The 25,838-nt window shown below is 48.0% G+C and carries 20 protein-coding genes, 2 pseudogenes and 1 riboswitch; of the genes and pseudogenes, 15 read left to right on the forward strand and 7 right to left on the reverse strand.

Annotated features, from left to right (window positions below):
- Nucleotide 1: 1 nt before the first annotated feature.
- A complete protein-coding gene (locus ASL14_RS17040) occupies nt 2-1,342 on the forward strand; it encodes an MFS transporter (protein WP_134912648.1) in 1,341 nt (446 codons plus the stop codon).
- A 122-nt stretch (nt 1,343-1,464) separates the two neighbouring features.
- On the opposite strand, the pseudogene ASL14_RS17045 reads toward ASL14_RS17040, so the two are convergent.
- Nucleotides 1,465-2,930 (reverse strand): annotated as a pseudogene (locus ASL14_RS17045) (amino acid permease).
- A gap of 134 nt (nt 2,931-3,064) precedes the next feature.
- Nucleotides 3,065-3,267, reverse strand: a riboswitch (Lysine riboswitch).
- Nucleotides 3,268-3,388: 121 nt separating this feature from the next.
- Nucleotides 3,389-4,522, reverse strand: coding sequence for a virulence factor (locus tag ASL14_RS17050; RefSeq protein WP_134912650.1), 1,134 nt, complete (start codon nt 4,520-4,522; stop codon nt 3,389-3,391).
- A gap of 466 nt (nt 4,523-4,988) precedes the next feature.
- Here ASL14_RS17050 and ASL14_RS17055 point away from each other — a divergent pair.
- The 4 genes and pseudogenes from ASL14_RS17055 to ASL14_RS17065 all read left to right on the forward strand — a co-directional run bounded on the left by ASL14_RS17055 (nt 4,989) and on the right by ASL14_RS17065 (nt 8,684).
- A pseudogene (locus tag ASL14_RS17055) lies at nt 4,989-6,334 on the forward strand (cytochrome ubiquinol oxidase subunit I).
- On the forward strand, nt 6,331-7,362 hold the full coding sequence (locus tag ASL14_RS17060; protein WP_134912652.1) for a cytochrome d ubiquinol oxidase subunit II: 1,032 nt from the start codon (nt 6,331-6,333) through the stop codon (nt 7,360-7,362). Before ASL14_RS17055 ends, ASL14_RS17060 begins: the two are co-directional and overlap by 4 nt.
- A 6-nt stretch (nt 7,363-7,368) precedes the next feature.
- Nucleotides 7,369-7,479, forward strand: coding sequence for a cytochrome bd oxidase small subunit CydS family protein (gene cydS, locus ASL14_RS29615; RefSeq protein ID WP_007432143.1), 111 nt, complete (start codon nt 7,369-7,371; stop codon nt 7,477-7,479).
- Between the two features lie 194 nt (nt 7,480-7,673).
- The gene (locus ASL14_RS17065) at nt 7,674-8,684 is read left to right on the forward strand and encodes an MBL fold metallo-hydrolase (protein ID WP_134912654.1); all 1,011 of its coding nucleotides are present in this window, start codon (nt 7,674-7,676) and stop codon (nt 8,682-8,684) included.
- Nucleotides 8,685-8,797: 113 nt separating this feature from the next.
- Here the strand turns inward: ASL14_RS17065 and isdG are convergent, their stop codons facing one another.
- The 4 genes from isdG to ASL14_RS17085 are packed head-to-tail and all read right to left on the reverse strand — an operon-like array spanning nt 8,798 to nt 11,926.
- Complete coding sequence (gene isdG / locus ASL14_RS17070) at nt 8,798-9,154, reverse strand: heme oxygenase (protein WP_044644479.1); 357 nt, start codon at nt 9,152-9,154, stop codon at nt 8,798-8,800.
- 1 nt (nt 9,155) lies between these two features.
- Nucleotides 9,156-9,947 (reverse strand): ABC transporter ATP-binding protein, encoded by a 792-nt coding sequence (locus ASL14_RS17075; protein WP_134912656.1) that lies wholly within the window; start codon nt 9,945-9,947, stop codon nt 9,156-9,158.
- Entirely contained in the window at nt 9,944-10,942 is a 999-nt protein-coding gene (locus ASL14_RS17080; RefSeq protein WP_134912658.1) for a FecCD family ABC transporter permease, read from the reverse strand. Before ASL14_RS17080 ends, ASL14_RS17075 begins: the two co-directional genes overlap by 4 nt.
- Nucleotides 10,943-10,945: 3 nt before the next feature.
- Nucleotides 10,946-11,926 carry an ABC transporter substrate-binding protein gene (locus ASL14_RS17085; RefSeq protein WP_134912660.1) on the reverse strand — a complete coding sequence of 327 codons (981 nt, stop codon included), beginning with the start codon at nt 11,924-11,926 and terminating at the stop codon, nt 10,946-10,948.
- Between the two features lie 397 nt (nt 11,927-12,323).
- On the opposite strand from ASL14_RS17085, the gene isdC reads away from it, so the two are divergent.
- The 8 genes from isdC to ASL14_RS17125 all read left to right on the forward strand — a co-directional run bounded on the left by isdC (nt 12,324) and on the right by ASL14_RS17125 (nt 22,742).
- Complete coding sequence (isdC, locus tag ASL14_RS17090) at nt 12,324-12,839, forward strand: heme uptake protein IsdC (protein ID WP_134912662.1); 516 nt, start codon at nt 12,324-12,326, stop codon at nt 12,837-12,839.
- Between the two features lie 71 nt (nt 12,840-12,910).
- Entirely contained in the window at nt 12,911-13,378 is a 468-nt protein-coding gene (locus tag ASL14_RS17095; protein WP_134912664.1) for an NEAT domain-containing protein, read from the forward strand.
- Nucleotides 13,379-13,410: 32 nt separating this feature from the next.
- Complete coding sequence (locus ASL14_RS17100; protein WP_134912666.1) at nt 13,411-13,902, forward strand: NEAT domain-containing protein; 492 nt, start codon at nt 13,411-13,413, stop codon at nt 13,900-13,902.
- An 87-nt stretch (nt 13,903-13,989) separates the two neighbouring features.
- Nucleotides 13,990-17,970, forward strand: a complete 3,981-nt coding sequence (locus tag ASL14_RS17105; RefSeq protein ID WP_134912667.1) for an NEAT domain-containing protein — start codon at nt 13,990-13,992, stop codon at nt 17,968-17,970.
- A 158-nt stretch (nt 17,971-18,128) separates the two neighbouring features.
- Nucleotides 18,129-19,064, forward strand: a complete 936-nt coding sequence (isdE, locus tag ASL14_RS17110) for a heme ABC transporter substrate-binding protein IsdE (RefSeq protein WP_134912669.1) — start codon at nt 18,129-18,131, stop codon at nt 19,062-19,064.
- Nucleotides 19,065-19,078: 14 nt separating this feature from the next.
- Nucleotides 19,079-20,062, forward strand: coding sequence for a FecCD family ABC transporter permease (locus ASL14_RS17115; protein ID WP_134912671.1), 984 nt, complete (start codon nt 19,079-19,081; stop codon nt 20,060-20,062).
- Complete coding sequence (locus ASL14_RS17120) at nt 20,052-20,855, forward strand: ABC transporter ATP-binding protein (RefSeq protein WP_134912674.1); 804 nt, start codon at nt 20,052-20,054, stop codon at nt 20,853-20,855. The genes ASL14_RS17115 and ASL14_RS17120 overlap by 11 nt, the downstream gene beginning before the upstream one ends.
- 258 nt (nt 20,856-21,113) lie before the next feature.
- Complete coding sequence (locus tag ASL14_RS17125; protein WP_134912676.1) at nt 21,114-22,742, forward strand: ABC-F family ATP-binding cassette domain-containing protein; 1,629 nt, start codon at nt 21,114-21,116, stop codon at nt 22,740-22,742.
- 177 nt (nt 22,743-22,919) lie between these two features.
- Here the strand turns inward: ASL14_RS17125 and ASL14_RS17130 are convergent, their stop codons facing one another.
- Nucleotides 22,920-23,105, reverse strand: a complete 186-nt coding sequence (locus ASL14_RS17130; RefSeq protein ID WP_013311941.1) for a hypothetical protein — start codon at nt 23,103-23,105, stop codon at nt 22,920-22,922.
- A gap of 471 nt (nt 23,106-23,576) precedes the next feature.
- Here ASL14_RS17130 and ASL14_RS17135 point away from each other — a divergent pair, with 471 nt between their 5' ends.
- Both ASL14_RS17135 and ASL14_RS17140 read left to right on the forward strand, forming a co-directional pair.
- Complete coding sequence (locus ASL14_RS17135) at nt 23,577-24,446, forward strand: cation diffusion facilitator family transporter (RefSeq protein ID WP_134912678.1); 870 nt, start codon at nt 23,577-23,579, stop codon at nt 24,444-24,446.
- Between the two features lie 191 nt (nt 24,447-24,637).
- Nucleotides 24,638-25,807 carry a C40 family peptidase gene (locus ASL14_RS17140; RefSeq protein WP_134912680.1) on the forward strand — a complete coding sequence of 390 codons (1,170 nt, stop codon included), beginning with the start codon at nt 24,638-24,640 and terminating at the stop codon, nt 25,805-25,807.
- Nucleotides 25,808-25,838 lie beyond the last annotated feature (31 nt).

Here is a 25,838-nt window from a genome sequence, read left to right on the forward strand (position 1 = left end):
TATGCATAAGCGTTCCTTTACTTATCTGCTCGGCACACAGACGATGTCGAATGCGGCCGATATTCTTTATATCATGGCACTGGTGTCTCTGGTGTTTCATGAAACAGACTCGATCTTTTCCTCGGTTCTCGTTCCGCTGTTGCGAATGGGCTCACAGATGATCAGCGGCTTTTTAGCGCCGCTGATCCTGGCCCGGTTCCAGCTTCCATTTATTCTGTTCGTTTCCCAGTTTGGCCAACTGGCTTTCTTTGCGCTCCTGCTGGGGCATTTGTGGTCAGCGGGCACGAGCCCGGTATGGGTGCTTGTGTTTACACTGGTAGCAGCGATGTCCTTTCTGGACGGCTGGACCACACCTGCACGTAATGCACTGATTCCGCGCCTTGCGTCCGGGGAGGGGCTGATGCGGGCAAACAGTCTCGTATCGGTCAGCGATCAGACCGTGCAATTGGCTGGATGGGGGCTTAGTGGTGTGCTCGTAGCCATGCTGGGCTCGGAAAAAACATTGCTGGTGGCTGGCGGACTGTATATGGTAGCGATGATCTTCACCAGCTTGATTCGAGATCCACTAGAGGGCAAAGCCCATTATTTGCTGCAACCCGTAACAAGGGTGCGAAGTGGAGATTCCTTGGCTTCAACCTCTCCTGCACAGTTGGAAGATACACTGTATGGCCCGGAATCAGAGAGCCCGGCGCTACCTCCCAAACGTAAAAAGGAAATACTCCGTGAAGGCTGGAGCCTCATCGGAGCCAGTCGCAGACTGAAAGCTCTTATTTTCATGGATATGATCGACCTGCTGGGTGGTTCGGTTTGGGTAGGAGCATTCACGCTTGCCTTCGCTCAGCAAGTGCTGCACAAAAGCGAGGCATGGTGGGGATACATTAATGCGGCGTATTTTGCAGGCGCGATTGGCGGCGGGATCATTGTTCTCGCTAGTGTCAAGTATTTGCAGCGCAGACTGCTGCCCGCGATGCTGGTGGGGATGGCTTGCTATGGACTGTTAACAGCTTGGTATGCGCTTAACACATTACCGCCGCTGACGCTGCTGATCGTACTGTTGATGGGATTGCCTGCGGAAATGTCCGTCGTATCCCGCCGTACGATGATGCAAATGAGTGTATCTGTGCACGATTTACCCAAGGTGCTATCCGCACAGGCTACGCTGACGAGCATGACGTTTTGCATCTCGCTATTGCTGATGGGCTGGATTGCAGATCATCTGGGCATCGTTAATTTGTACTTGTTTTCTGCACTGCTGACGCTGATTGCTGTGATTTATGGCATCTTTAGCCGTCGTGCCTTGTCTATGTCTTTGACAGCTCCGGGCGCTTCTTCTTCCGAATAACAGAAAAAAAGCCCATCTCCACATATCAGGCAGAAGATGCTGATGAACCTGATCCGATCTATAGGACCGTTCATCCGCATTTCCACCTGTATATGCCCAGAGATGGGCTTTTTTACTATTGTTTATTTACCGGAAGACGCATCCGGGTCCAAATCACACTCGTTGAGTGGAACGATTTTGGTACGCTTGATCCATTTGTAGCCGAGCCACAGAAGAAGGAACAGCGGCACACTCATATACGTAGCGATCATCGTTTCCAGTCAATGGCTTGCCCGGTAAAGGCATCGGCACCTTGCCCGATAATCACGATGATACACAGTGCGAAGGCAAACAAGGGACCAAACGGGAACCAGCGGGCTTTGTACGGAAGCTCACTCAGACTGCGACCCTGTGCTGTAAAGGCACGGCGGAAACGATAATGGCTGACAGCAATACCAACCCATGTAATAAATCCGCACATCCCGGAAGCATTCAGGAGCCAGTTGTAGACCACACCGTCCCCATACAGGGAGGCGAGGAAGGCCAGCATACCGACAGCGGTTGTGATCAGCAGTGCATTCATAGGAATGCCGCGTCGATTGATATGTCCGAGGAAACGGGGGGCTTTACCTTCCCGTGCCAAAGCGTACAGTACACGTGTTGCCGCGTACATCCCGGAATTACCCGCCGACAATACGGAAGTCAAAATGACGGCGTTCATAACGGAGGCGGCAATCGCAAGCCCCGCTTTTTCAAATACCAGTGTGAACGGGCTGACCCCGATGTCACTGATATCTCCCCGCAGCAAATTCGGATTGGTGTACGGAATAATCAATCCAATGACGAGAATCGCCAGAATATAAAAGAACAGGATGCGCCAAAAGATTTGACGGATGGCGCGTGGTACATTTTCACGCGGATTTTCACTCTCTCCGGCGGCTACCCCGATCAGCTCCGTTCCCTGAAAGGAAAAGCCTGCGGCCATGAACACGCCCAATACGGCGAAAAATCCGCCGTGGAACGGGGCATCCCCCACAGTGAAGTTAGCGAAGCCAATCGCTGGACCTCCCATAATGCCGAAGATCATCAGCACACCAACAGCGAGAAAGATTACCACGGTCACAATTTTAATCATCGCGAACCAGTATTCGGATTCACCGTAGCCTTTGACCGTCAGCGCGTTCAGCGCGAAGATCACGGCTAGAAATAACAAACTCCACCAGGCGGAGTGACTTTCGGGAAACCAGTATTTGATCAGTACGGTCGCTGCTGCCAATTCGGCGGCAATTGTCACGGCCCAGTTGTACCAGAAGTTCCAGCCCATGGCGAAACCAAAAGCCGGATCGACGAAGCGACCTGCGTAGGTATTAAAAGAGCCGGATTCAGGCATAAACGTAGCCAGTTCGCCGAGGCTGGTCATCAGGAAGTAAACCATGAGGCCGACCGCTGCATAAGCCAACAGGGCGCCTCCGGGACCGGCTTCTGCAACCGCGCCTCCACTGGCGAGGAACAGGCCCGTTCCGATGGAACCCCCGAGGGCGATCATCGTCATATGTCGGGCTTTGAGACTTTTCCGCAAGGTTGCGGCAGGCGTTGCTTTGTGTTGCACGTTCAAACACTCCTTCATGAAATGGTATTTCATGTCAGGGCAAGAGCCAGAAGGAGGGGGATTACAAACGTCAAAAGACCGCAGGGAATACGCCTGCGGCCTTGTCTATGCATTCCGCACCATACCTTCTTCTATAACAAGATAGCTCAACACACGTGTCTGTGTTAGGACATCGCGTGACAGTTCTGCTCCTTTCGGTTAGCAGCCCCAGCATTCGGAGTATTCACAAAGAGTCAGCTCCGCATACTTCGGCGGGTGTACCTTTCCACTGGAATCTCAGACGGCTCTTGGCGTCTCCTCCGGTGTACTGATTACATCCGCGACCTCTACCTCATCATAAAACAGGGTTGATGAGGTGTATGACATGATATTTTATTGTATAGCGAACTACAGTATATCGTACCTGTACATCTTCTGACAATCGACAATTTTTGAAGGTCCAGTCGTAAAATCACAAGTTAAGAGTTGCGCTTGGCCATCTGCTGCCAAACCGTCCCTGCGGCTTGCTCGCCTGACTCAATGCGCTCCAGCGCCATTTTGGCCTGTAGACTGACCTCGAATTCGGGGTCATCTACAGCCTTCTCCAGCGCGTCACGCGCGTCCTCGGTGCCGACCTCGTACAAAAAACGGGCAGCCCGCCAGCGAACCAGCTTGCTGTTATCTGACAAGGCTCCGATCATAGCTCCGGTAGCCGCCGGGTCGCCGATATCCGACAGCGTATCGCCCGCCGTACGGCGTACGGCCGCTGAAGGATCGCGTAGCGCCTCGGACAGCAGCTCCATCGCCTCCGGTGTGCGCAGATCGCCCAAATAGACGACCCCCAGCCGCCGTAGCTGCATTTTGTCGTCATTCAGCGCTTGGCGGATGAGTGGCAAATGCTCGGGCGTCGGCTCCAGCCGATCCAGCGCAGCGTAGCGAGTGCGCCAATCCTTGTGCTGTAGGGCCAACTCCAGCTCGGCATCGCTCCACTCGCGGCGTTCCTCCACGAATTCGCTGTTGTCCGCGCCATGGGCAATCGCCTGCTGGATAATCTGCTCCAGCCGCTCCTGTGGGAAGGCTGCCTCCAGCTCCTGCTCCACCTCGCGCGCGATATCCGGCAGTTCTCCATAGCGGACGCCGTAATCGCTCAGCTTGCGCTCCTTGATCAGCGTCGCGCTGGCTACCCGGGTTACGGCCTCCACGAAACGGTCGGACAAGGAAATCCGTTCCTCCTGCTGGCCCGCTTTGACCCGGATTTGCATCGGAATGCCCCGGAAAAATTGCACAAATACCTGTGCCTCACCAAACGCTTCCCCGGAGGTTTCCTCTGGCAAGTCCCAATTGGCGTCTGCGCCTTCCTCTCCTAGCTGGTCGCGAACCTGACCCAGAATGGTGGACCAATCTGCGTTCCCTTTGCGATCAAGGGCTACAAAATCCGTCGTGTGAAACACGCTTTTAACTCCTTCAATGCCCAGCATACGCCGGATAAAAGGGGGAGCGGAGCGTTCATTATCCCGTGTATATGTTCTGCGAATGCCCGCTTCCAGCCGCTCATCCAGATGCAGCATCATGGTGTTCGGACTGGGAGTTGGCTCGATAGATGTTATTTTCATAGCGCGGTACAGCCTCCTATTCAAAAGTTCTCCATATATAGCTTATCTGTATTGTACCTCATTCTATGAATGTCTCCAAAGAGGGGGTTCGTCATTTTGATGAAAATACAATGATAAATCTCACACTAATGAGGCTAAAAAGTAGCTACCCAGAACGATTCAACTGCACATGGCAATATCCAAAATGGAATCCTGCCAAATTTATAGCGGCAGAATGGTTAAAAATAACAAAATTTAGCTAGACTAAGAGATATGTTCTCCCCATGCTCCAAACGACGAGTAAAGGAGGCGTTCCCATGTTCCGCAAGCAGGAAAGGACGCTCATTATTGTGTGTATTGTGATAGCGGCTATTATGCTGTACGCAGTCATTAAAAGCATAGCCCGCCTGACTCCCTAGATCGTAATCCGAAGGAATGTATGCAGGTGCTTTCTATTTAAAATGTGAAATGAAGGAGTGAGTACCATTTGTCTTCACTGGACCCCGTATTGCTAAGCCGGATGTTGACCGGAATTACCCTGTTTGTTCATATTGTATTTGCATCTATCGGCGTTGGTGTACCTTTGATGATTGCACTCGCGGAATGGCGCGGGCTGCGAACTGGTGATCCGCACTATACACTGCTGGCCCGACGTTGGGCGCGGGGGTTTGTCATCACCGTTGCCGTAGGTGTCGTCACAGGAACTTCCATTGGACTGCAACTCAGCTTGCTATGGCCTACCTTTATGCGGGTGGCTGGACAAGCGATTGCGCTGCCCCTTTTTTTGGAGACGTTTGCTTTTTTCATTGAAGCCATTTTTTGGGTATCTACTTGTACACCTGGGATCGGTTTAAAAGCAAATATTTTCACCTGATGCTGCTCATTCCGGTAGCGATTGCCTCATCTGCATCAGCGGTTTTTATTACAACTGTGAACTCGTTCATGAACCAGCCTCAAGGCTTTACACTTAAAAATGGAGTCATGACAGATATTCATCCCATCCAGGCCATGCTGAATCCGGCCACGCCGACCAAAGTTTCTCATGTGCTGGCTTCCTCGTATACGTTGAGCGCCGGGCTGCTGATGGGACTGGCTGCCTATAGTATGCTGCGGGGGCGTAACCACCCGTATTTCAAAAAAGCGCTGAAGCTGACCGCCACCTGCACCATTGTATTTGCCATCAGCACCGTGATGATCGGAGACGCTTCCGGTAAATTTCTGGCCAAATATCAGCCGGAAAAGCTGGCTGCCGCCGAATGGCATTTTGATACAATGACGCACGCGCCCTTCGTATATGGCGGTTATATGGACAAGAACGGAGACATCAAATACGCCTTGAAAGTGCCTTATGCGCTTAGCGTTTTGGCCGGGAATCTGCCCAGTACAGAAGTTAAGGGTTTGAATGATTATCCTGTGGATCAGCGACCGCCATTGTCTATCCACTATATGTTCGATCTCAAAATCACCACCGGGGTGCTGATTCTCGTCATTCCGCTGTTGTATCTGATTCGCAAACGTCTGCCAGGTCGTAAACCATACCCCAAATGGCTGCTGCTGGCGCTCATTCTGGTGGGGCCGATGGCTATGGTAGCCATTGAGCTGGGCTGGTTGTTTGCGGAGGTCGGCAGGCAGCCGTGGATTTTACGCGGCTATATGAAGGTATCCGAAGCAGCGACCACTTCCACCAGTGTGGGATGGATGCTCGTGCTGTTTATCATTTTGTATCTCGTGTTGTGCTTCTCGGCCATTAAGGTTCTCAGCAAGCTGTTCCGTAATAAAGATGCAGTGGAAGAGCTGAAGCAGCTGGGTCTGGAAGGGGCTGAAGGGAAGTGAGCTATGAAATTGTCGGTATCGCCATTTTGTGGACCTTCCTATTCGGTTATTTGATTGTGGCATCTATTGATTTTGGCGCAGGCTTTTTCAGCTTTTACAGTGTGCTGACAGGTCACCAGAACAAAATCCACAACATTATACAGCGGTATTTATCACCGGTGTGGGAGGTAACGAACGTATTTCTCATTTTTTTCGTGGTGGGACTGAACGGTTTCTTCCCGGATGCGGCTTATTATTATGGCACAGCGTTGCTCGTTCCGGGCAGTATTGCGATTGTGCTTCTCGCGATCCGCGGGGTGTACTATGCGTACAACACGTATGGACATTCCGGTACAAATAATATCGTCTACATGGCATTGTACGGTGCGACGGGGCTGCTCATTCCGGCGGCACTGTCGACGGTCCTTGCTATTTCGGAAGGCGGCATTATTGTGGAAAACAGCACAGGCGTTCATCTTCAATGGGGCCAGCTATTAAGCAACCCCTATACGTGGGCGGTTATTTTTCTAGCATTGGTGAGTGTGCTGTATATTTCAGCGATGTTTTTGTCGTACTATGCCAAAAGGGCAGGGGACAAGGTCGCTTTTGAAATCGTGCGCGGGTACGCGCTATTCTGGAGCGGTCCTACGATTGTGGCGAGTCTGCTTGCATTTTTTCAGATTAACAAACAAAATCCAGACCACTTTGCCAATATGCTGAACATGGCCTGGATGTTTGTCGCCTCCTTCGTCTGCTTTGTCGGAGCTGTTTATCTGGTATGGCGGCGGCGTCATCTCGGAACTTCCTTTATTCTGGTCATGTTGCAATTTGCATTTGCCTGGTATGGCTATGGTCGCTCGCATCTGCCGTATGTTTTGTATCCCTACATTAATGTGCATCACAGCTTTACGAACTCCGTTATGGCGTATGCATTGATTACGGCGTTTAGTGCGGGGCTGCTGGTATTGATCCCGTCACTGATCCTGATCTTGAGACTGTTCCTGTTCGATGCGGATTATGTGCGAGGACAAGCGGGGAAGAAAGGGTGAGTACAAATGGCTGCTTTCGAGCATTTTACGATCATGTATGAGTCGCCTATTATTATTGTGGTGGCGATTGTGTTTCTGTTTATATACTCGGCACGCTTTAAAAATCCACAGGACTGACAGCAACATCTGAGATGGCCCTTCCTGATTGATAGGGGAGGGTCCATTTTTGCATGTAAAAGGCGGATTGAATTATACTTTACATACACCAGCATGTTGCATCATTTGATGTTCACACTCGCGTGTAATATATAAATGAATTAATCCGTTTCGATCTCTTTGGAGAACGGGTCCGTCAGGGGAGGAGTTACATCATGCCCAAAGTTCGTTTTAACAACATGGATCATGTCAACACCGATAAAACACTCAAGCAATTCAGACAGTGGCGGCAGGAGCGCCGCAGCAAAACGAAGGATTATACGTTCGTTGTTCCGAACCATCCCCCGGAGCTGGAGTTTTTGCACAGTAACCGGGAAACGACGACGGCGACCTGGGTAGGGCATTCTACCTTTTTCATTCAGTATCTCAGACTGAACATCGTTACGGATCCGGTGTGGGCTGAGCGTATGGCTTTCGACAAAAGACTGGCTCCGCCCGGCATCCGCATTCAAGATGTACCGCCGTTGGACATCATTCTGCTGTCTCATTCGCATTATGATCATTTGCATATGGAATCGTTGCGTAAATTGTACCGTGCAGATACGCTGATGCTCGTACCTTCGGGGTTAAAGTCGAAAATGGTCCGCAAAGGCTTCCGTAACTGCCATGAGCTGAAATGGTGGGATCATTTTACGATAGGCGGGGTGCGATTCACATTTGTTCCGGCCCAGCATTGGACGCGGCGTACGCCGTTTGATACGAATACTTCGCATTGGGGAGGATACGTGCTGCAAAGTGAGCAGCAGGTGATCGGCTCTGCCACGTCCGTCACAGAATCGCATACTCATTCTATTTCAGATACAGCAGTTGCACCGACGTTGTACTTTGTGGGAGATACCGGGTATTTCCGTGGCTTTAAGGAGGTTGGCGAGCGCTTTGACATTGACCTGACCTTTATGCCGATTGGTGCGTATGAGCCGGAATGGTTCATGACCTCACAGCATGTGACACCGGAGGAGGCGTTGCAGGGGTTCGTGGATTGCGGCGCGAATCAGATGATCCCGATGCATTACGGAGCCTTTAAACTGGCGGATGATACGCCGAGAGAGGCGCTGGATCGTCTCGAAGCGGAGCGTGAACGCTTGGGCATCGCCAAGGAGCGCATTCATATACTGGGGCACGGTGAGACGCTGAAAATTCAAAGCCTCTGTTCAACTATAATCTGAGGATTCTATATAAAAGGCGACTCTGCGGACAAAGGTCTGCGGAGTCGCTTTTTATGGTTGTTTTGAATGAGTAAAAAGGTACAGGCAGACAAGTCTGTCGCTGTGTTACAGGATTAAACCGCTTCGGTATCGTTCACCAGAAAGGAATCGGAATCGGTGTTGGTAATGGGATGCCGCACGATTTTGACTTCATAAAACGTAATTTTATTTTCTAAAATATAGTCCGGAATTTGGCGGTGGCTGTGTGATTCACGGAAAGCTTCGCTTTTGGTCCAGCCCTGGAAGTTCTCTTTTTCCTTCCAGCGTGTGCTAATCGTTACTTCATCATAATCTTTTGTATTTTCAGTGAGTAGCACTTCCAGACCGAGGAAGCCTTCCATTTTCTCCACTTTACCTTCTTTGTTAAAGCGTTCGATGAGCAAATGGGCATTGCCCGGGGTGATTTTAGATGTATTTGTAACGATAACCATATTAAATTCCTCCTGAATGATGTGGTATGGTCGGTATAATGACCGGATAGCCATCCTCAAATTTGATCGTAGCGTTCATTTCATAAATGTCGCGAAGAAAAGCAGACGTCAAAATCTGACGGGGTTCGCCAGCCATGGCGATTCGTCCCCTTTTAAGCGCAATCATATGATGACAATAGGCCGCAGCTTGCTGCAAATCATGCAGTACCATAACAATCGTCAAGCCGGACTCGTGATTGATACGCCTCAGCATATCCATAACCTCAAATTGATGAGCGATATCCAGAAAAGTGGTAGGTTCATCGAGCAAAAGAATGCCCGTTTGTTGGGCCAAAGCCATTGCAATTCGCGCTTTTTGTTGTTCACCTCCCGATAGAGTATGGAACATCCGATCCGCATAGGGCTTCATGCCTGTGATTTCCATGACATGGTCCACAATATGCTGATCCTGTCCGGTATGCCGTGTCCTCAAGCCTTTGGCATGAGGGGATCTTCCGTAAGCGACCAGCTCACGAACCGTTAATAACGGCAGCATATCCTTCATTTGCGGAAGCATTGTAATCGTCTGAGCAAAATCGCGCCGCTTGTATTCCTGAACCGGCTTGCCCAGTACGGAAACCTGCCCCTGATCCTGCTTGAGCAGCCGTGTAATAATCCGCAAAAGCGTGGACTTGCCCGAACCGTTGGGCCCGACAATCGCGGTGAGCTGTCCGGCGGGTAAGGTAATGTTTACATCGTCCAGCTTGAAATACCCGCGCTGCAAGGAGATATGCTCACCCTGAATGGCTGTCATCCGAAATTCCCCCGTTTCTTGAGCAGGATTAAGAAGAACGGCGCTCCGATGACGGCCAGCAAAATGCCTACAGGCAGTTCAATAGGACCAAACCAGGACCGTGCCACCGTATCCGCCAGTACGACCAGTGTCCCGCCGCCCAGAATGGAAAGGGGAAGGAGGAAACGATAATCCTCCCCGATCAGCAGGCGGATAACATGAGGAACGACCAGTCCTATAAAACCGATCAGCCCCGCTACGCTGACCGCCGTACCAGCGAGCAGGGCAGAGAGCAAGATAATGAGCAGCCGCTGGAGCTCTACTCGCTGTCCGAGCAGTTGTGCTGAATCGTCGCCCAACAGCAGCAAATTGGCAGGCTTGATCGCAAACAGGGAGGCGATTAAGCCGATGATGGCGTAAGGCGCCATGAACTCCAGATGATGCCAGCTTCGTCCGTTCAATCCGCCGGATAGCCAAGGCAGAACTGCTTGCACGCGGTCGCTGTACATAACCATCACGCCGTTGGTGAGCGCGCCCAGCAGCGCATTGATGGCAACGCCAGCCAGCACGATTTTGACTGGAGAAGCCCCCCGGTCCCAAGCCAGCAGGTAAATGACAATAGCACTCAGAAAAGCTCCCAAAAAGGCCGTTACCGGAAGAAGATAACTGAGCTGCGGAAGCATGACCATCGTGATGACCGCAGCGAGTCCACCACCGGCCGATACGCCAATAATGCCGGGATCAGCCAAGGGATTTTTCATCACTCCCTGAAGAAGTGCCCCGGAAGCTGCCAGACAGGCTCCTACGAGCAGACCCACTAACACTCTGGGCAGCCGGAGATCCATTAGGATCGTGCGATAGGTGGAGTCATCATTATGTAGCAAAACCTGATTGATTTCTCGTAGTGGAATCGACACCGATCCGTAAGCCAGGCCGTACACGGATACGGCTAGCAGCAGGATCGGAAGTGTAATCCAGGCGATGGTGCGTCTTCTTGCGCGTTGTAGTTTGTTCATCGCTTATTTCGCCGGATACAGCTTTTGATGCATCAAATCCAGCGCTTTAGTAACCCGTGTGCCCGGATTTGTTCCGAACAGATCGGAGGGTAATACCTCGACCTGATTGTTTTTGACCGCCTTGATTCCGCTCCAAGCTGCATTTTCCTGCATTTCCTTGATAAAAGCGGCTTTGACATCATCCGTATTGCCGTGGGTCATAATCAGGATGTAGTCAGGGTCGGCCTGTACGATGCGTTCCGTATTTAGCTGTGCATATTGCGGGAAATTTTGCAGGCCTGGAAAATCAGCGGCAATATTAGAACCGCCAGCCTTTTCCAAAATATTTCCGCCTAATGAATTCGGCAATGCCGCCATATATGTGGCTGGGGCTCCGTAAACAAGCAGCACTCTAGGTTTGGAGGCAGAGGCTGTTTCCTTTTGTAATGTGGCTACCTGTTGGTCAATTTGCTGATTCAGCTTCACGGCCTGAGTCTGCTTTTGCAGTAATTGTCCGAAGAGTGTAATTTGCGACTGAATATCTTTGACTGAATTGGCTCCTGTCAGTAGCAACTGCGAACCGACACCTTCAATAGCTGGAATGTCTTTCTCATTCATAGGGTAATTGCCCAATACGACATCCGGTTTGAGCATCGTAATTTTCTCCAGATCGACTTCATGAGTAGAGCCTACTTGTTGAACGTTTTCAGCAGCAGGCACGACGGAAGGTCCATTCGAGTTGGGTCTGCCAACGGCTGTCCCGCCCAAAGCATATATGATATCCAGATCGCCATTGCTGAGCGCAATGATATGTTGAGGGACACCTTGGAACGCCAACGTCCGTTTTGAAAAATCAGCAACCTGAATCGCTGCACCGCTTGTAGTGCCGGAAGTGGCAGATACAGATGCAGTGGCTGGTTTGTGATCTGCGGCCGGAGTACCATTACTGCATCCGGTAACTGCCAATAAAAGCGCTGCGGATGACCACAACACATAAGATTTCATGTCATTCCTCCTGCAATTTTAAGTTAAACAATAATGATAATCATTTTCATTTATGCATAAGAGAATGATAATGAATATCAATGGGAATTGTCAATTGAAAAAAACAAAATTTTAAATAAATTTTTTACTGAAATGGAGAGGAGGGGATTCTTGGTATAGAGGAAGGTATCCTAAATTTTTCTTAAAAAATAGCATATATCAAGGGGTTATATACACGCAAATACATATTGACATATTCGAAAAATGTAAGATATATTGGTGATGGGTTCACTTGGTTTTGCGAATTTCTGGATGGAAAGGTGGGGAGGCAAAGCTCAAGAGGAGCTATTTTTTTTAGAATTCAATTGAGAATGATAATCAATTACTTATATTCTCGTGGGGAGGGACTGCTGTCAAAATGAGGAAGGGTTATTCTGCAATGATTGCTGTGTTTCTGCTGGTCAGTGTGCTGAGCTTGTGGCCAACTTCATCATCTGTGGTAGCCGCTACGGCTTCTACAAAATTGGCGGATGGTACATACACGCTTAAATACAATATTCTCAAGGCCGAAAACGATTCTGTATCCATGGCTAATGATTATTTTGAGAAGCCAGCCAAGCTGTATGTGAAAAAAGGCCAAATGACGATGCAAATTAAGCTGAATCACAGCGAATGGACAACCGGGTTTAAAGTGGATTACAAAGGCAAAATTATCGACACAAAGGTTATTCACAAGGACACCAAAACCGATACCCGTACTGTACAATTTCCAATTACAACTGTGAACAGCCCGCTGATTTCTAAAATTCATGTTACCGTCCCTGCGTATAACTACGATCATGACTATACCATTCGCTTCGCTTTTGATTCCAAAAGTGTCAAAAAAGTAGCGGCCGTCCAGTCAACGAAATCAACCAAATCTTCTAAGAAGTAAATTCAAGCAATCTTATCGTTCATGAAATCAACATAAATTCAAGCATAAAAAATGGAGGAGTGTGTGTAGATATGAATATGGTAATGAATCGCTTTGAGCAGTTTTCTTTCAAAAAGGTACTCGTTGCATTGATCATGACAGCACTTGTTTTTGCAGTTATTGCTCCGTTCTCCGCTAAAGCGGCAGCAGCCGACGGCACGTATGCAGTAGACTATACCGTTCTGAAAGATCAAACGAATGAAACCTCCCGTCTGGATAGCTATTTGACGAAACCAGCTCAGGTTATTGTAGCTAATGGCAAAAATGTTGTTCGTTTGACTGTGAAAAGCAGCAATCTGATCACAACGTTCAAAGTGGAACAAAACGGTGTACTGCAAGATGCGACTGTGGTAAGTACAGATACTGCCAACAACACTCGCGTAGTGGAATTCGAAGTTGCTGACCTGAATGCTAAAGTCAACGCTTACGCTGAAATCGCCATTCCAGTCATTGGCTACACAGGCAAGTATGACGTACAACTGCAATTCGACGAAATCTAATCCAAAATAAAACGTAAAAGGAGACTGAGAACATGAACATGATCATGAACCGTATGGATTTGAAAAAAGTAATGCTTACTGTATTGATGGCTGCTCTGGTATTTGTTGTACTAGCTCCGTTTTCTGCAAATAAAGCGAATGCGGCTTTGCCTAACGGTACGTACACCATTGATTACACAGTGTACAAAGATGGTACAACTTCACCTTCCTACATGGATACAGGCGGTTATGTGGCGAAGCCAGCTACCTTGATTGCTGCTAATGGTCAGTACAAGGTTAGAGTGACGATTACCAAAAGCGCTTGGGTCACTGAATTCAAGACACAACAAAATGGTCAATATGTGAATGCAACTGTAGTCAGCACATCCGGTGATACAAGAGTGGTTGAGTTTCCGGTGAGCGATTTGTCTGCGCTATTGAACGCTAAACTTCACGTAAGCGTACCGAAAGAATACACTGGCGGTGTGCCATACGATCACGATTACATTGTTCAATTTGGTTTTGATGAAGATACGATTAATTAGTACAGAGACATTGCATTGATTTGAATACTCATTTGAAGTTCGGGAGAGCTTCAAATGAGTATATTTTAAGTAGGGGGATTAATACACTTGAAAAGGCAATTTAGAAAATACTTAATAACGTTAGCGACCTTTGCCATGCTGCTTTCGGTTGTGTTCCCGTTTGCACCAGTTGTATCTGCCGAAGATACTGTCACATCAACTGAATCTGGTGCGTCTGCAACTTCTGTGAGTGAGGATGTATATTCGATAGAACCAAGTATGGCGGAAACAACCCCGACAGAGAACGAAACGGCACCATCGGGAGGTGTGGTTTCAGTTGCAGAGGTACAGAGCTCCAGCGTCGTTCAGGACTCCAATAAATATTCAATTGAATATGCAGTGAAGAACAGAAAGACAGGCAACAATTCACCACAAGCTCTCTATTTTGTGAAACCAGCTACTTTTAAAGTAGAGTATAATGCGTCAGTCGGACAAGCTACGTATCATGTTTCTTTGAATATTGATAATCCAACAGAACCATTATTAACAGATTTTGAATTTAAACAAAATGGAGAAGGTATTTCTGCTCATGTTTCAGATTTGGTCCAAACAGGAGACAAGTATAATCAAAGATCTGTAACATTTGACGTGTATGATTTAACTCAGAAAATTGATGTGGATTTTAAATTCAAAAATATAAAGAGAGAAAACTCGATTGAATTTGATCCATCTACAATAAAGGTTGCAGAGGAGACGACTCCGCCTGTAACATCACCAGAACCCGAGGTTCCTTTACAACCAGGAAACCTTGACTTCACGATTTTGACAGATAAATCGCAAGATGTGTCCGTTATGGATGGCTATGCTGTAAAACCAGCTAAACTGGTTCAAAAAGAAAACAAATGGTACGTTCAACTGACACTTAAAAACAGCAGTTGGATTCCATCTTTCCAAACAGAACAGAATGGAAAATATGAAGAAACGACTACGGTATCCACTGAGGGTGACCAACGTACAATCGAGTTTGAAGTAGGCAATCTGTCTAACAAAGTAAATGCTTATACCCACGTTATCGTGCCTGGTTTGGAATTGGGCGGAGTACCATACGATCATTGGTACTATGTTCAAATCCAGTTTAACGGCAGTGTTACCCCTGATCCGGGTTCTTCTCTGCAATCGGGAAGTATTGACTTCTCTGTTTTAAAGGATAAGTCGCAAGATATGTCCGTTATGGACGGATATACTCTAAAGCCAGCTAAAGTGGTCCAAAAAGGAAACAAATGGTATGTTCAACTGACGATTAAAAACAGCAGTTGGATTCCTTCCTTCCAAACAGAGCAGAATGGAAAATATGAAGAAGCGGCTACGGTATCCACTGAGGGTGACCAACGCATAGTGGAGTTTGAAATAAGCAGTCTGTCTAACAAAGTAAATGCTTATACTCACGTTATCGTACCTGGTTTGGAATTGGGCGGAGTACCATACGATCATTGGTACTATGTTCAAATCCAGTTTAACGGCAATGTTACACCTGATCCGGGTACACCTTCGACTTTGGTAGATGGTACGTATTCCATTAACTTTGATGCGCTGCACGCAACCAAGGATCAAGCCTCTTCGATGGCACGGTACTTGGTGTCGCCAGCAACACTGACAGCGACGAAAGGCAAGTATGAAGTGTCCTTCCAGATCAAGGATAGCGCAACGATTACGAAGTTCAAAACCGAACAAAACGGAACATTAACGGACGTGGACATTGTGAGTGAGGATAAAGCAACCGATACTCGCATTGTGAAGTTCCCATTGGCTGATGTGGATGCCATTTTAAATGCGCAGGTTCATGTTAGTACCAGCTACAACGGAACCCCTTATGAAATGGACCATACGATCCGTCTCAAATTTGATAGAAATAGTATAACACTTAAAGATTCGACACCAACAAATCCAGGTACACCATCGACTTTGGCGGACGGCACATACTCCATCAACTTTGATGCGCTGCATGCTACCAAGGATCAAGCATCCGCGATGGCACGATACTTGGTGTCGCCGGCAACATTGACAGCGACTAAAGGCAAATATGAAGTGTCCATCCAGATCAAGGACAGTGCAACGATAACGAAGTTTAAAACCGAACAAAACGGAACGTTAACGGACGCAGGCACTGTGAGTGAGGATAAAGCAGCCGATACTCGCATTGTGAAGTTCTCAGTGGCAGATGTGGATACCATTTTAAACGCGCAAGTTCATGTAAGTACCAGCTATAACGGAACCGTTTATGAAATGGACCATACGATCCGCCTCAAATTCGACCGTAGCAGCATTGCGGTTAAAGGAACGGATGGCGGTACAACTCCTGGAGCTGAGAACGGCAGATACAGCATTGATTTCTCTGTACTTAAAGACGGAAGCAATGAAATATCTGTGATGGATGGCTATATGCAAAAACCAGCCACTCTGTTGAAGCAATCCGGCAAAAATTTGATCCAGATCAAAATGGACAAGAGCAGCTGGATTAAAACATTCAAGGTAAACGGTGCAGAAGCTCAGGTTATTGATCAATCGACCTCCGCAGATACAAGAACCGTACAATTTGAAGTTGCAGATTTATCGGAAAAAGTTACGGTTAATACACATGTCATTGTACCGGGTCTGGAATTGGGTGGCATCCCTTATGACCACGTATATGATGTGCAGTATCAATTTGAGCCTGCTACCATTCGCAGCTTTGTCGAACCGTCCTCTACAGGAGCGGCAGATCCAATCGTGAAATTGGATTTTGACAAGTTGGCTAATGGTAAATATGTTTTGAAATTCAGCATTGTTTTAGATGATGGAACAACAGGAGAGAATTCTCCGGTTCAACGCTTTATTGCCAATGAACCAGCGCAATTGGTCGTGGAAGGCGACAAACGGTTTGTTGGTATGAAGCTGCAAAACAGCAACGAAGTGAAGGCATTGCGCATTTGGGATACGGCAAGCGGAGGCTTCAAGGACGCAGAAGTGACCCAGGAAGATGCAGCAAGCAATACCAAGAACGTTCGTTTTGGCGTAAGCGACTTTAAGAACAACGTAAAAGGACAACTGGTTGTTTACGAAGCTCCGAAGGTAGCGAGTGCTACTCCTATGGTCTTCAAAGCTGAGGATCGTGTAGAGAAGGTATACGATTTTGAATTCAAATTCGATACTAGCGATGTAACGTATTACAACGATAAAAAGACAAGCGAAGTTGAAAAGGGGAAAAGCAATTTAGCGGATGGAGAGTATACAGCAAACCTCCGTTTGCTGGCGAACGGAACAGACAAGGAATCCCTTGTGGCTCCTTTTGTACAGAGTCTCGCGAAGCTGGTTGTGAAGAATGGCAAAGTGCAAGCACATCTGACCGTTACGGACAATCAGGCTCTGAAGTTGTTCCAAACGGATTTTGAAGGCCGTTATGCCAATCCAACCGTTGTGGGTTCCAACACGAAGGGTGACACGCGTACCATCGCTTTTGAAGTGCCTGATCTGGACAAAAAGTTGAGCGTGTACACACAGGTATATCTGCCTGAGAAATTCATTTTGAATGAAAAATTCGGCGGACAAATTCAATTTGACCGTGCATCGCTTAAAGGTGAGGGAGTAAATGTAGCTTCTACGGACAAGGCAGCCGAACCGACTACACCTGTAACTGAAACAAAACCTGTAGTGGAGCAGCCGTCTCAAACCTTAGCTTCCGAAAAGCAATACACAATCAACTACAACGTATTTAAAGATAAAACGAGCGAAGCTTCCGTCATGGATGGATACCTCGATAAGCCTGCTACATTGATTGAAAAGGGAGACAAGCGTTATATTCAAGTTACATTGAAAAATAGCTCTTGGATGCCTGTTCTTCAAGTGGAGCAGAACGGTAGCCTGAAAGATGTGGAGGTCATCTCGACATCTGGCGATACGCGTGTCGTTCAATTTGAAGTCGGGGACTTGTCTCAGAAAATCAGTGCCTACACCCACGTCATTGTGCCAGGATTGGTTCTTGGCGGCGTGCCGTATGATCACTGGTATACCGTTCAATTCAAATTTGACGAAGCGAGCCTGAAAGCAAAATAACATCAGGACGCAGGAGCATCATACCTGCTTCAATAACAGAATAGCTTGTATGCAAGCAAGTCTTGGTGCCCTGGCATCAAGACTTGTCAGCATTTCATTACCCGAAAAATTGAGGCTCATGCAGCTTCTATATTTTGAATTGAGGTGATTTGGCTTTCATGAAACGATATACAGCGTTGGTACAAGGGAAATCATTCTGCTTTTATATGTTGATGGGTCTGGTGTTTTTGTTGCTCGCCGGATGCTCGGGAGGAGCAGCTGCTGGACAGAACGATAATGAAGGCGCAAAATCAGCAGCAACGTCCGGTGATAAAACACAGCCGCGTATTGTGGCTACAACGGTAGCCATTGCAGAAATTACGGATGCGCTGGGCCTGGATTTAGCAGGCAAGCCGACAAGCATGAAAGTACTGCCTGACCGTTACAAGGATGTACCTGATGTGGGTAATCCGATGAGTCCTGATATGGAAAAGGTGATGTCGTTGAAACCAACGGACGTACTGTCGGTTACGACACTGAAATATGATTTGGAGCCTAAATTTAAAGATTTGAAAATCAATGCCGAATTTATGAATTTTGAAAGTCTCGCGAATATGCAAAAAGAAATTCAAAAGCTGGGAGATACGTTCGGTAAAGCCGAAAAGGCCAGAGAGATTAATGGAGCTTTGGACGCCAAAGTAGCCGAGATTCAACAAAAGATCAAAGGGAAGAAATCCCCTAAAGTATTGATCTTGCTGGGGGTACCGGGAAGCTACCTGGTGGCTACCGAGCATTCCTATATTGGGGATCTGGTTAAAATTGCAGGTGGAACGAATGTGGTTCAGGGAGAGAAGGTGGAGTTCATTGCCCACAATACCGAAGCCTTGCAACAGTCCAATCCGGATATTATTTTGCGTGCTGCACACGGGATGCCGGATGAAGTGGTCAAAATGTTCGACGAAGAGTTCAAAACTAACGATATTTGGAAACATTTTAACGCTGTGAAAAACGGACACGTCTATGATCTGCCGGAGCCGCTGTTCGGAACAACAGGAAATTTGGCGGCAAACTCGGCGCTGGATGAGCTAGTAAAAATGTTGTATCCTTCGAATTAAAGGAAGCTGATGATATGTCGAAAAAAGGTTGGAGTTTTATCGTTGTAATCGCCTTGCTCATCGGTGTCATTCTCTATTCAGCGATGACAGGAAGTCTCAAGGTGAATTTGAGCCAATTGGTGACCGGATTGTGGACAGGTACGGATGATCAGGTCAATGTGGTCAAGGATCTGAGGCTACCGAGAATTATCGTATCTGTGATGGCGGGAGCCGCGCTTGCGGTGGCGGGTGTTTTGCTGCAAGCCGTGATGAAAAACCCGCTGGCTGATGCCGGGGTTATCGGTATTTCTTCGGGGGCGGCTCTGGTTTCGCTGATAGCCGTTACGATCTTTCCGGCGCTCTATTTCTGGATGCCCTTCTTTTCTTTTATTGGTGGTGCGCTGGCCTGCCTGATGGTTTACGGATTTTCATGGAAATCCGGCCTGCATCCAATTCGTCTGATCTTGATCGGGGTCGCTGTGAATGCGATTTTTTCGGGTCTGGGGCAGTCGTTTAATTATCGGGGGAGTTATGCGGTCACCAGCATTAATCAGGTTACAACCTCAACCTTGTCCATGAAAAAATGGGTCGATGTCGAGGTTATTGTGACCTATGGCGGGATTGGACTGATTTTAGCTATGCTCGTGTTCTCCTGGTGCAATTTTTTGTCTTTGCAAGATAAAACGGCTAAAAACCTGGGATTCAATGTGACGCGTGCGCGGCTTTTGATCTCCGTCATTGCGGTGCTGCTTGCGGCAACGGCTACAGCCATTGCTGGAGTTATTGCCTTTATCGGCCTGCTCGTTCCGCATTGTGCCCGCTACTTGGTGGGTTCGGATCACAAGTGGCTGATTCCGTTCTCTGCTTTATGCGGGGGATTGCTGCTACTGCTCGCGGATACACTGGGCCGGACGGTACTTGCTCCCAATGAAATTCCAGCTTCTATTATTATGGCCGTCATTGGCGGGCCGTTCCTGATATTCCTGATCAGAAAGGCGGATCGCACTTATGGACATTAAGGATATTACCTTTTCATATGACCGGAAAACGGATCGTCTTCACGCCATCAATGCTGTCATTGAGCCGGGACGGATTACGACCATCATTGGTCCCAACGGCTGTGGCAAATCGACGCTGCTTAGCGTCATGTCGAACAATGCGGCTCCCCGCCTGGGTCAAGTGATTTTGGACGGTAAAGAGATTGCCCACTACAAGCCCAAGGAGCTGGCCCGTCAACTGGCGGTGGTTCATCAGCAGAATGAAGCACCCTCTGACTTGACCGTAGAAAAGCTCGTCAGCTTCGGAAGACTCCCGCATAAGAACATGTTCACAGCGAGACGTGACGAGGACGAGCAGGCGGTCGAATGGGCGATAGCCTGTACGAATCTGGAGGAACGCAGAACACGCACGCTGGACCAGCTGTCCGGGGGAGAAAGGCAGCGTGTATGGATTGCAATGGCCTTGGCACAACGGACACCGATTTTATTTTTGGATGAGCCGACCACCTATCTGGATATGTACTACCAGCTTGAAATTTTGGAACTCATACGGCAGTTAAATCAGGAACACGGCCTGACGATCGTAATGGTGCTGCATGATATCAATCAGGCTATTCGTTATAGCGACGTTATGATTGCCATGAAGGAAGGGCGCATTATAACGAACGGTCCGCCCGCTAAGGTCGTCACATCCGATATGATTCAGACAGTATACGGCGTGGAAGTAGTCGTAAGACATGACGCTGAGGCGGGAATGTATCTTATTCCGATAGGTGTGGGAGCTTCCGTACATTTACAAGCACAGGGAGTGTAGATACTGCCTACTGAATGGCTCGTCTGTCTCCTGGTGGCATCGAATCTGGAAACAAGAAAAAATGGTTCTGGCCCACGTTTTTGTCAGGAGACAATCGTGGGGATGGAAGCATTTTTTATTTTATTTTTAGAATATCGACGGAGGTTTCAGGGTTGTTCGGTTGACACACGGTTCGATTCCGATCCGTTGTGTGTTATACTATTGCCGTCGGTAATTTTGTGATTAGCACTTTACTAATGATAAGGATGGTATGCTCATATGATCAGTACAAGCGGCGTAACGCTTCGTTATGGTAAACGCCCACTTTTTGAAGACGTAAATATCAAATTTACTCCTGGGAACTGCTACGGCCTGATTGGGGCGAATGGCGCGGGCAAATCTACCTTTTTGAAAATTCTTTCCGGTGAAATCGAAGCCAATTCAGGTGAGGTTCACATGACACCGGGCGAACGGATGGCAGTGCTCAAGCAGAACCATTACGAATACGATGAATTCCCGGTTCTGGAAACCGTTATTATGGGCCATACGCGTCTGTACGAAATCATGAAGGAAAAAGATTCGCTGTACGCTAAATCGGAATTCACAGAGGCAGACGGCCTGCGTGCCGGCGAGCTTGAAGGTGAATTTGCGGAGCTGAACGGATGGGATGCCGAGCCGGATGCGGCTTCATTGCTGATCGGTCTTGGGATTCCGCGCGACCTGCATGACAAGAACATGTCTGAGCTGAGTGGTAATGACAAGGTACGTGTTTTGCTGGCTCAAGCGTTGTTTGGTCGTCCGAACAACTTGCTGCTCGATGAGCCTACCAACCATTTGGATCTCGAATCCATTCAATGGCTGGAAAATTTCTTGATGGACTATGAAGGCACCGTCATCGTCGTATCCCATGATCGTCACTTCCTGAACAAGGTATGTACGCATATTGCGGATATTGATTTTGGCAAAATTCAGATGTACGTCGGCAACTACGACTTCTGGTATGAGTCCAGCCAGCTTGCGCTTGCCTTGACTCGTGATGCCAACAAGAAAAAGGAAGAGAAGATCAAGGAACTGCAAGCCTTTATTCAGCGCTTTTCCGCGAATGCTTCCAAGTCCAAACAGGCTACTTCACGTAAAAAACAATTGGATAAAATTACGCTGGACGATATTCGTCCATCGAACCGTAAATATCCGTTCCTGAACTTCAAGCCCGAACGCGAAGCGGGCAAACAGCTGTTGACGGTAGACCGTCTCAGCAAATCCATTGAAGGCGAGCAAGTGCTGAATGAGTTCAGTCTGGTTGTGAACAAAGGCGATAAAATCGCGTTTGTCGGCCCGAACGGTTTGCCTAAATCAACGCTCTTTCAGGTATTGATGAATGAAACGGATGCGGATAGCGGTGAATTCTCTTGGGGGATTACCACCACTCAGGCTTATTTCCCGAAAGACAATTCCACCTATTTTGAAGGTGTGGATATGAATCTCGTGGAATGGCTGCGCCAATATTCCAAGGATCAGGACGAAACGTTCCTGCGTGGCTTCCTGGGACGTATGCTCTTCTCGGGTGAAGAAGCGCTTAAGAAAGCAAGCGTGCTGTCCGGAGGCGAGAAGGTTCGCTGTATGCTGGCCAAGATGATGCTGAACGGCGCCAATGTGCTGCTGCTGGATGAACCGACCAATCACTTGGATCTGGAATCCATTACAGCGCTGAACAATGGTCTGATCGACTTTGACGGTACCGTGTTGTTTACATCTCATGACCATCAGTTCATTCAAACCATTGCAAACCGTATCGTGGAAATTACGCCAAACGGTGTAATCGACCGTACGATGAGCTATGATGAATACTTGGAAAACGATGAAATCACGAAATTGCGTGAAAGTATGTATCCGGTAGAAATCGTCTAAAACCAGCTAACCTTCAGTAAATCGATAAATAAAAAAGAGGAGCTCCTTCAGGCCATTTATGATGGCGGGGGAGACTCCTCTTTTTCGTTTGCGCCATTACCAATGGCTTACACCGCCAGGGCTACAGGGCAAAGATAATCCTGCCTGAGTCCGGTGCAGTTAGCCTAACGGGGTGGCTTATGATCCGCCTGTACGACGGCGTTGGTTGTTCGGCTTCTTCGTATTTTGGCTTTTCAGTGTTTTGGCGGAACCGCCTTGAAAGCCGCCCTGCTGTGAAGCGCCGGACTGCTGTTTTTTTTGTGCCAGCTTTTCCCGAATGGCATCTGCGAGATTAACTTTACGTGGTTCATTAGCATCGCTCATGAATAAATTCCTCCTGTTGCCGCCAAATTCATGTCAATCATGCTGGATTGAAGGAAAACGCGGCTGTGTCCCCATTTTATACGTTTTTAAAAGATGGGACAAGGGCAACAATGATAACATGACGACGGGGCGGGCGGGAAGAGGGAATGCCTATTTTTTGCATAAAGGAAAAAATGTTTTATACACCCCACAGGAATGGAGCTTGGCAATAATTTTTCGTTGTTCCTACAGCAATGCGGAGCGGAAAGACTGTTTCTCTAGACCCACACAAAGGACGTCTGCTATCCTAGAAATAGCCGTTATCCAAAGGCAAATGCTTATTTTTAGGGCAGCTATGCTGCTATTTTTATTTTTGGGTTGGCGCAGCATGGAACGGTATAAGTGTTTATTCCTGACTTTTATGTTTCTCCCGTGACTATGGTGGTGAGATCGTTCTGTCGGGAACTCTAATTTTGAAGGAGTGTTCCCGTTGTGGTGAATGTGTATGATGAAATACGAAAAGGTGAGCGAGGGGCATGGGTGAGCATTATCGCCTACCTTTTTCTGTCTGCCTTTAAGCTGATTAGCGGATATATATTTGCTTCCAGTGCGTTACTGGCCGATGGATTTAACAATGTCACTGATATTGTGGTGTCCGTTGCCGTACTGATCGGTCTGCGTATATCTCAAAAACCGCCGGACTCCGACCATGCCTATGGACATTTTAGAGCGGAAACGATAGCGGCGTTGCTGGCATCCTTTATTATGACCGTCGTCGGTCTTCAGGTGCTTATTGACGGAATCGGAAGTATTTTCAGAGGTGGCAAGCAGACACCTGATATCACTTCTGCGGGAGTAGCGGTAATATGTGCAGTCATTATGCTGGGAGTATACATGTACAACAACAGACTGGCCCGGAAAATTAACAACAAGGCGTTACTGGCGGCAGCGAAGGATAACCTGTCAGATGCGCTCGTCAGTATCGGTGCAGCGGTTGGTATTATTGGTGCACAGTTTGGTTTGCCATGGCTGGATACGGTTGCGGCTATAGCGGTAGGATTTATAATCTGTAAAACGGCGTGGGATATTTTTAAGGACTCTACACACAGCCTGACGGATGGCTTTGATGAGCAGGAGCTGTCAGACTTACGTAGCACGATTGCTCATATACCCGGTGTAGAGGGGATTCGTGATGTAAAGGCACGGGTACACGGCAATCATGCTTTGGTGGATGTTGTTATAGAGGTGAACCCGCAACTCAGCCTGATTGAAGGACATCGGATCAGCGACCGGATTGAGGAACGCCTGCAAGAGGTTCATAATACGATGCATGTTCATGTCCATGTGGAACCCAAATTATAGATTATTTATTTAATAATTAGTGGTAAAAATGACTTTAGACCTATGTATAAAAGGTGTATGCGCTGCCTTTTGTGACGTTTGGATTATATCTCTCTTCCTGTTGCTTTTACTATAATGAAAGCATGTCCGGCTATATTCGTCGGAATTGGACTTGCTCTTCAAATTCGTAAAAACAGCCAGGAGGTGCAACATTGAGAAGACGCGTGATGGGAATGCTCATGACGTCAGCCGCGCTGTTGGCAGCAATTCATGTGGCGCCGGGTCAGGTTGACGCAGCGGCATCGACAGCATCTACGGGACAGAAGGCGGTTATTCAGGCGGCTGTAAAGCTTAGATCCGGCCCTTCGACTACGGGAGATGTAGTCAGCTTTATGAAGCAGGGAGAGGCCGTAACGGTATTGGAGAAAACAAACAGCTATTGGTATAAGATCAAGACGTCTGATGGGGTAACTGGATACACAAGCAGCTCCGACAAGTACATAAAAGTAGGCGCTACCAGCGTCGCTGCTGCTGTCACCGAGCCTGCCGTCCGTAAACCGGAAGCCAAAGAAGTGCTTAAAACTAACAGTTCAGCCAAAGAGGCTCCAGCCTCAGTGAATAGTTCTGCCGGTCAAACGAAAGCTACGATTCAAACGTCCGTTCGTTTGCGGGCGGAGGCATCCACTTCATCCGAGGTTTTGGGATTTTTGAATGCAGGAGATATCGTCACCATTACAGATCCAGGTAACGCCTATTGGTTTAAGATTACCAATGCTGATGGCACGGTGGGCTATGTCAGCTCGTCTCCACAGTATATTCGTATTGGTGAGGGCGTTGTTGTGCAGCAGCCTGTGGCTGCTCCAGTAACATCTGCTCCTGACACTACCGTGATTCCTGCGACAGCATCTCCTGCGGAAGCCATAAACTTGCCTTCTGGTGACGCAGCGGCTGCCATTGAACAGGTTATTAACACAGGGATGACTTATCTCGGTACTCCATATGAATATGGTTCGGATCGTAACAGTACGGTTACTTTTGATTGCTCGGCATTTACCCGTCAAATTTTCCGTCAGGCTGCAGGTATTCAGCTTCCGGCGGATTCACGTTCACAGGGTGAGTGGATCAAGCAGAATAGTCAGCCAAACACAGACATGACCACGCTGAAGCGTGGCGATCTGCTTTTCTTTACTAATTACAACGCGTCTTCAGGGGCGTATACGTCCTTGGATAATTCCTCCCAAACGATTACACACGTAGCTGTATATCTGGGAGACAACAAGCTTCTTCATACCTTTTCTGTAGCGGGTGGCGGTGTGAAAGTTACGGATTTCAGCAAGCCTTGGCAGGATCGTTTCCTGTTCGGGGGTAGCGTAATCCAATAAAAGCGCCATTAGCCTTAAAAAATTACGCATC

The sequence above is a fragment of the Paenibacillus sp. IHB B 3084 genome (assembly GCF_001447315.1).
Taxonomy (GTDB): Bacteria; Bacillota; Bacilli; order Paenibacillales; family Paenibacillaceae; genus Paenibacillus.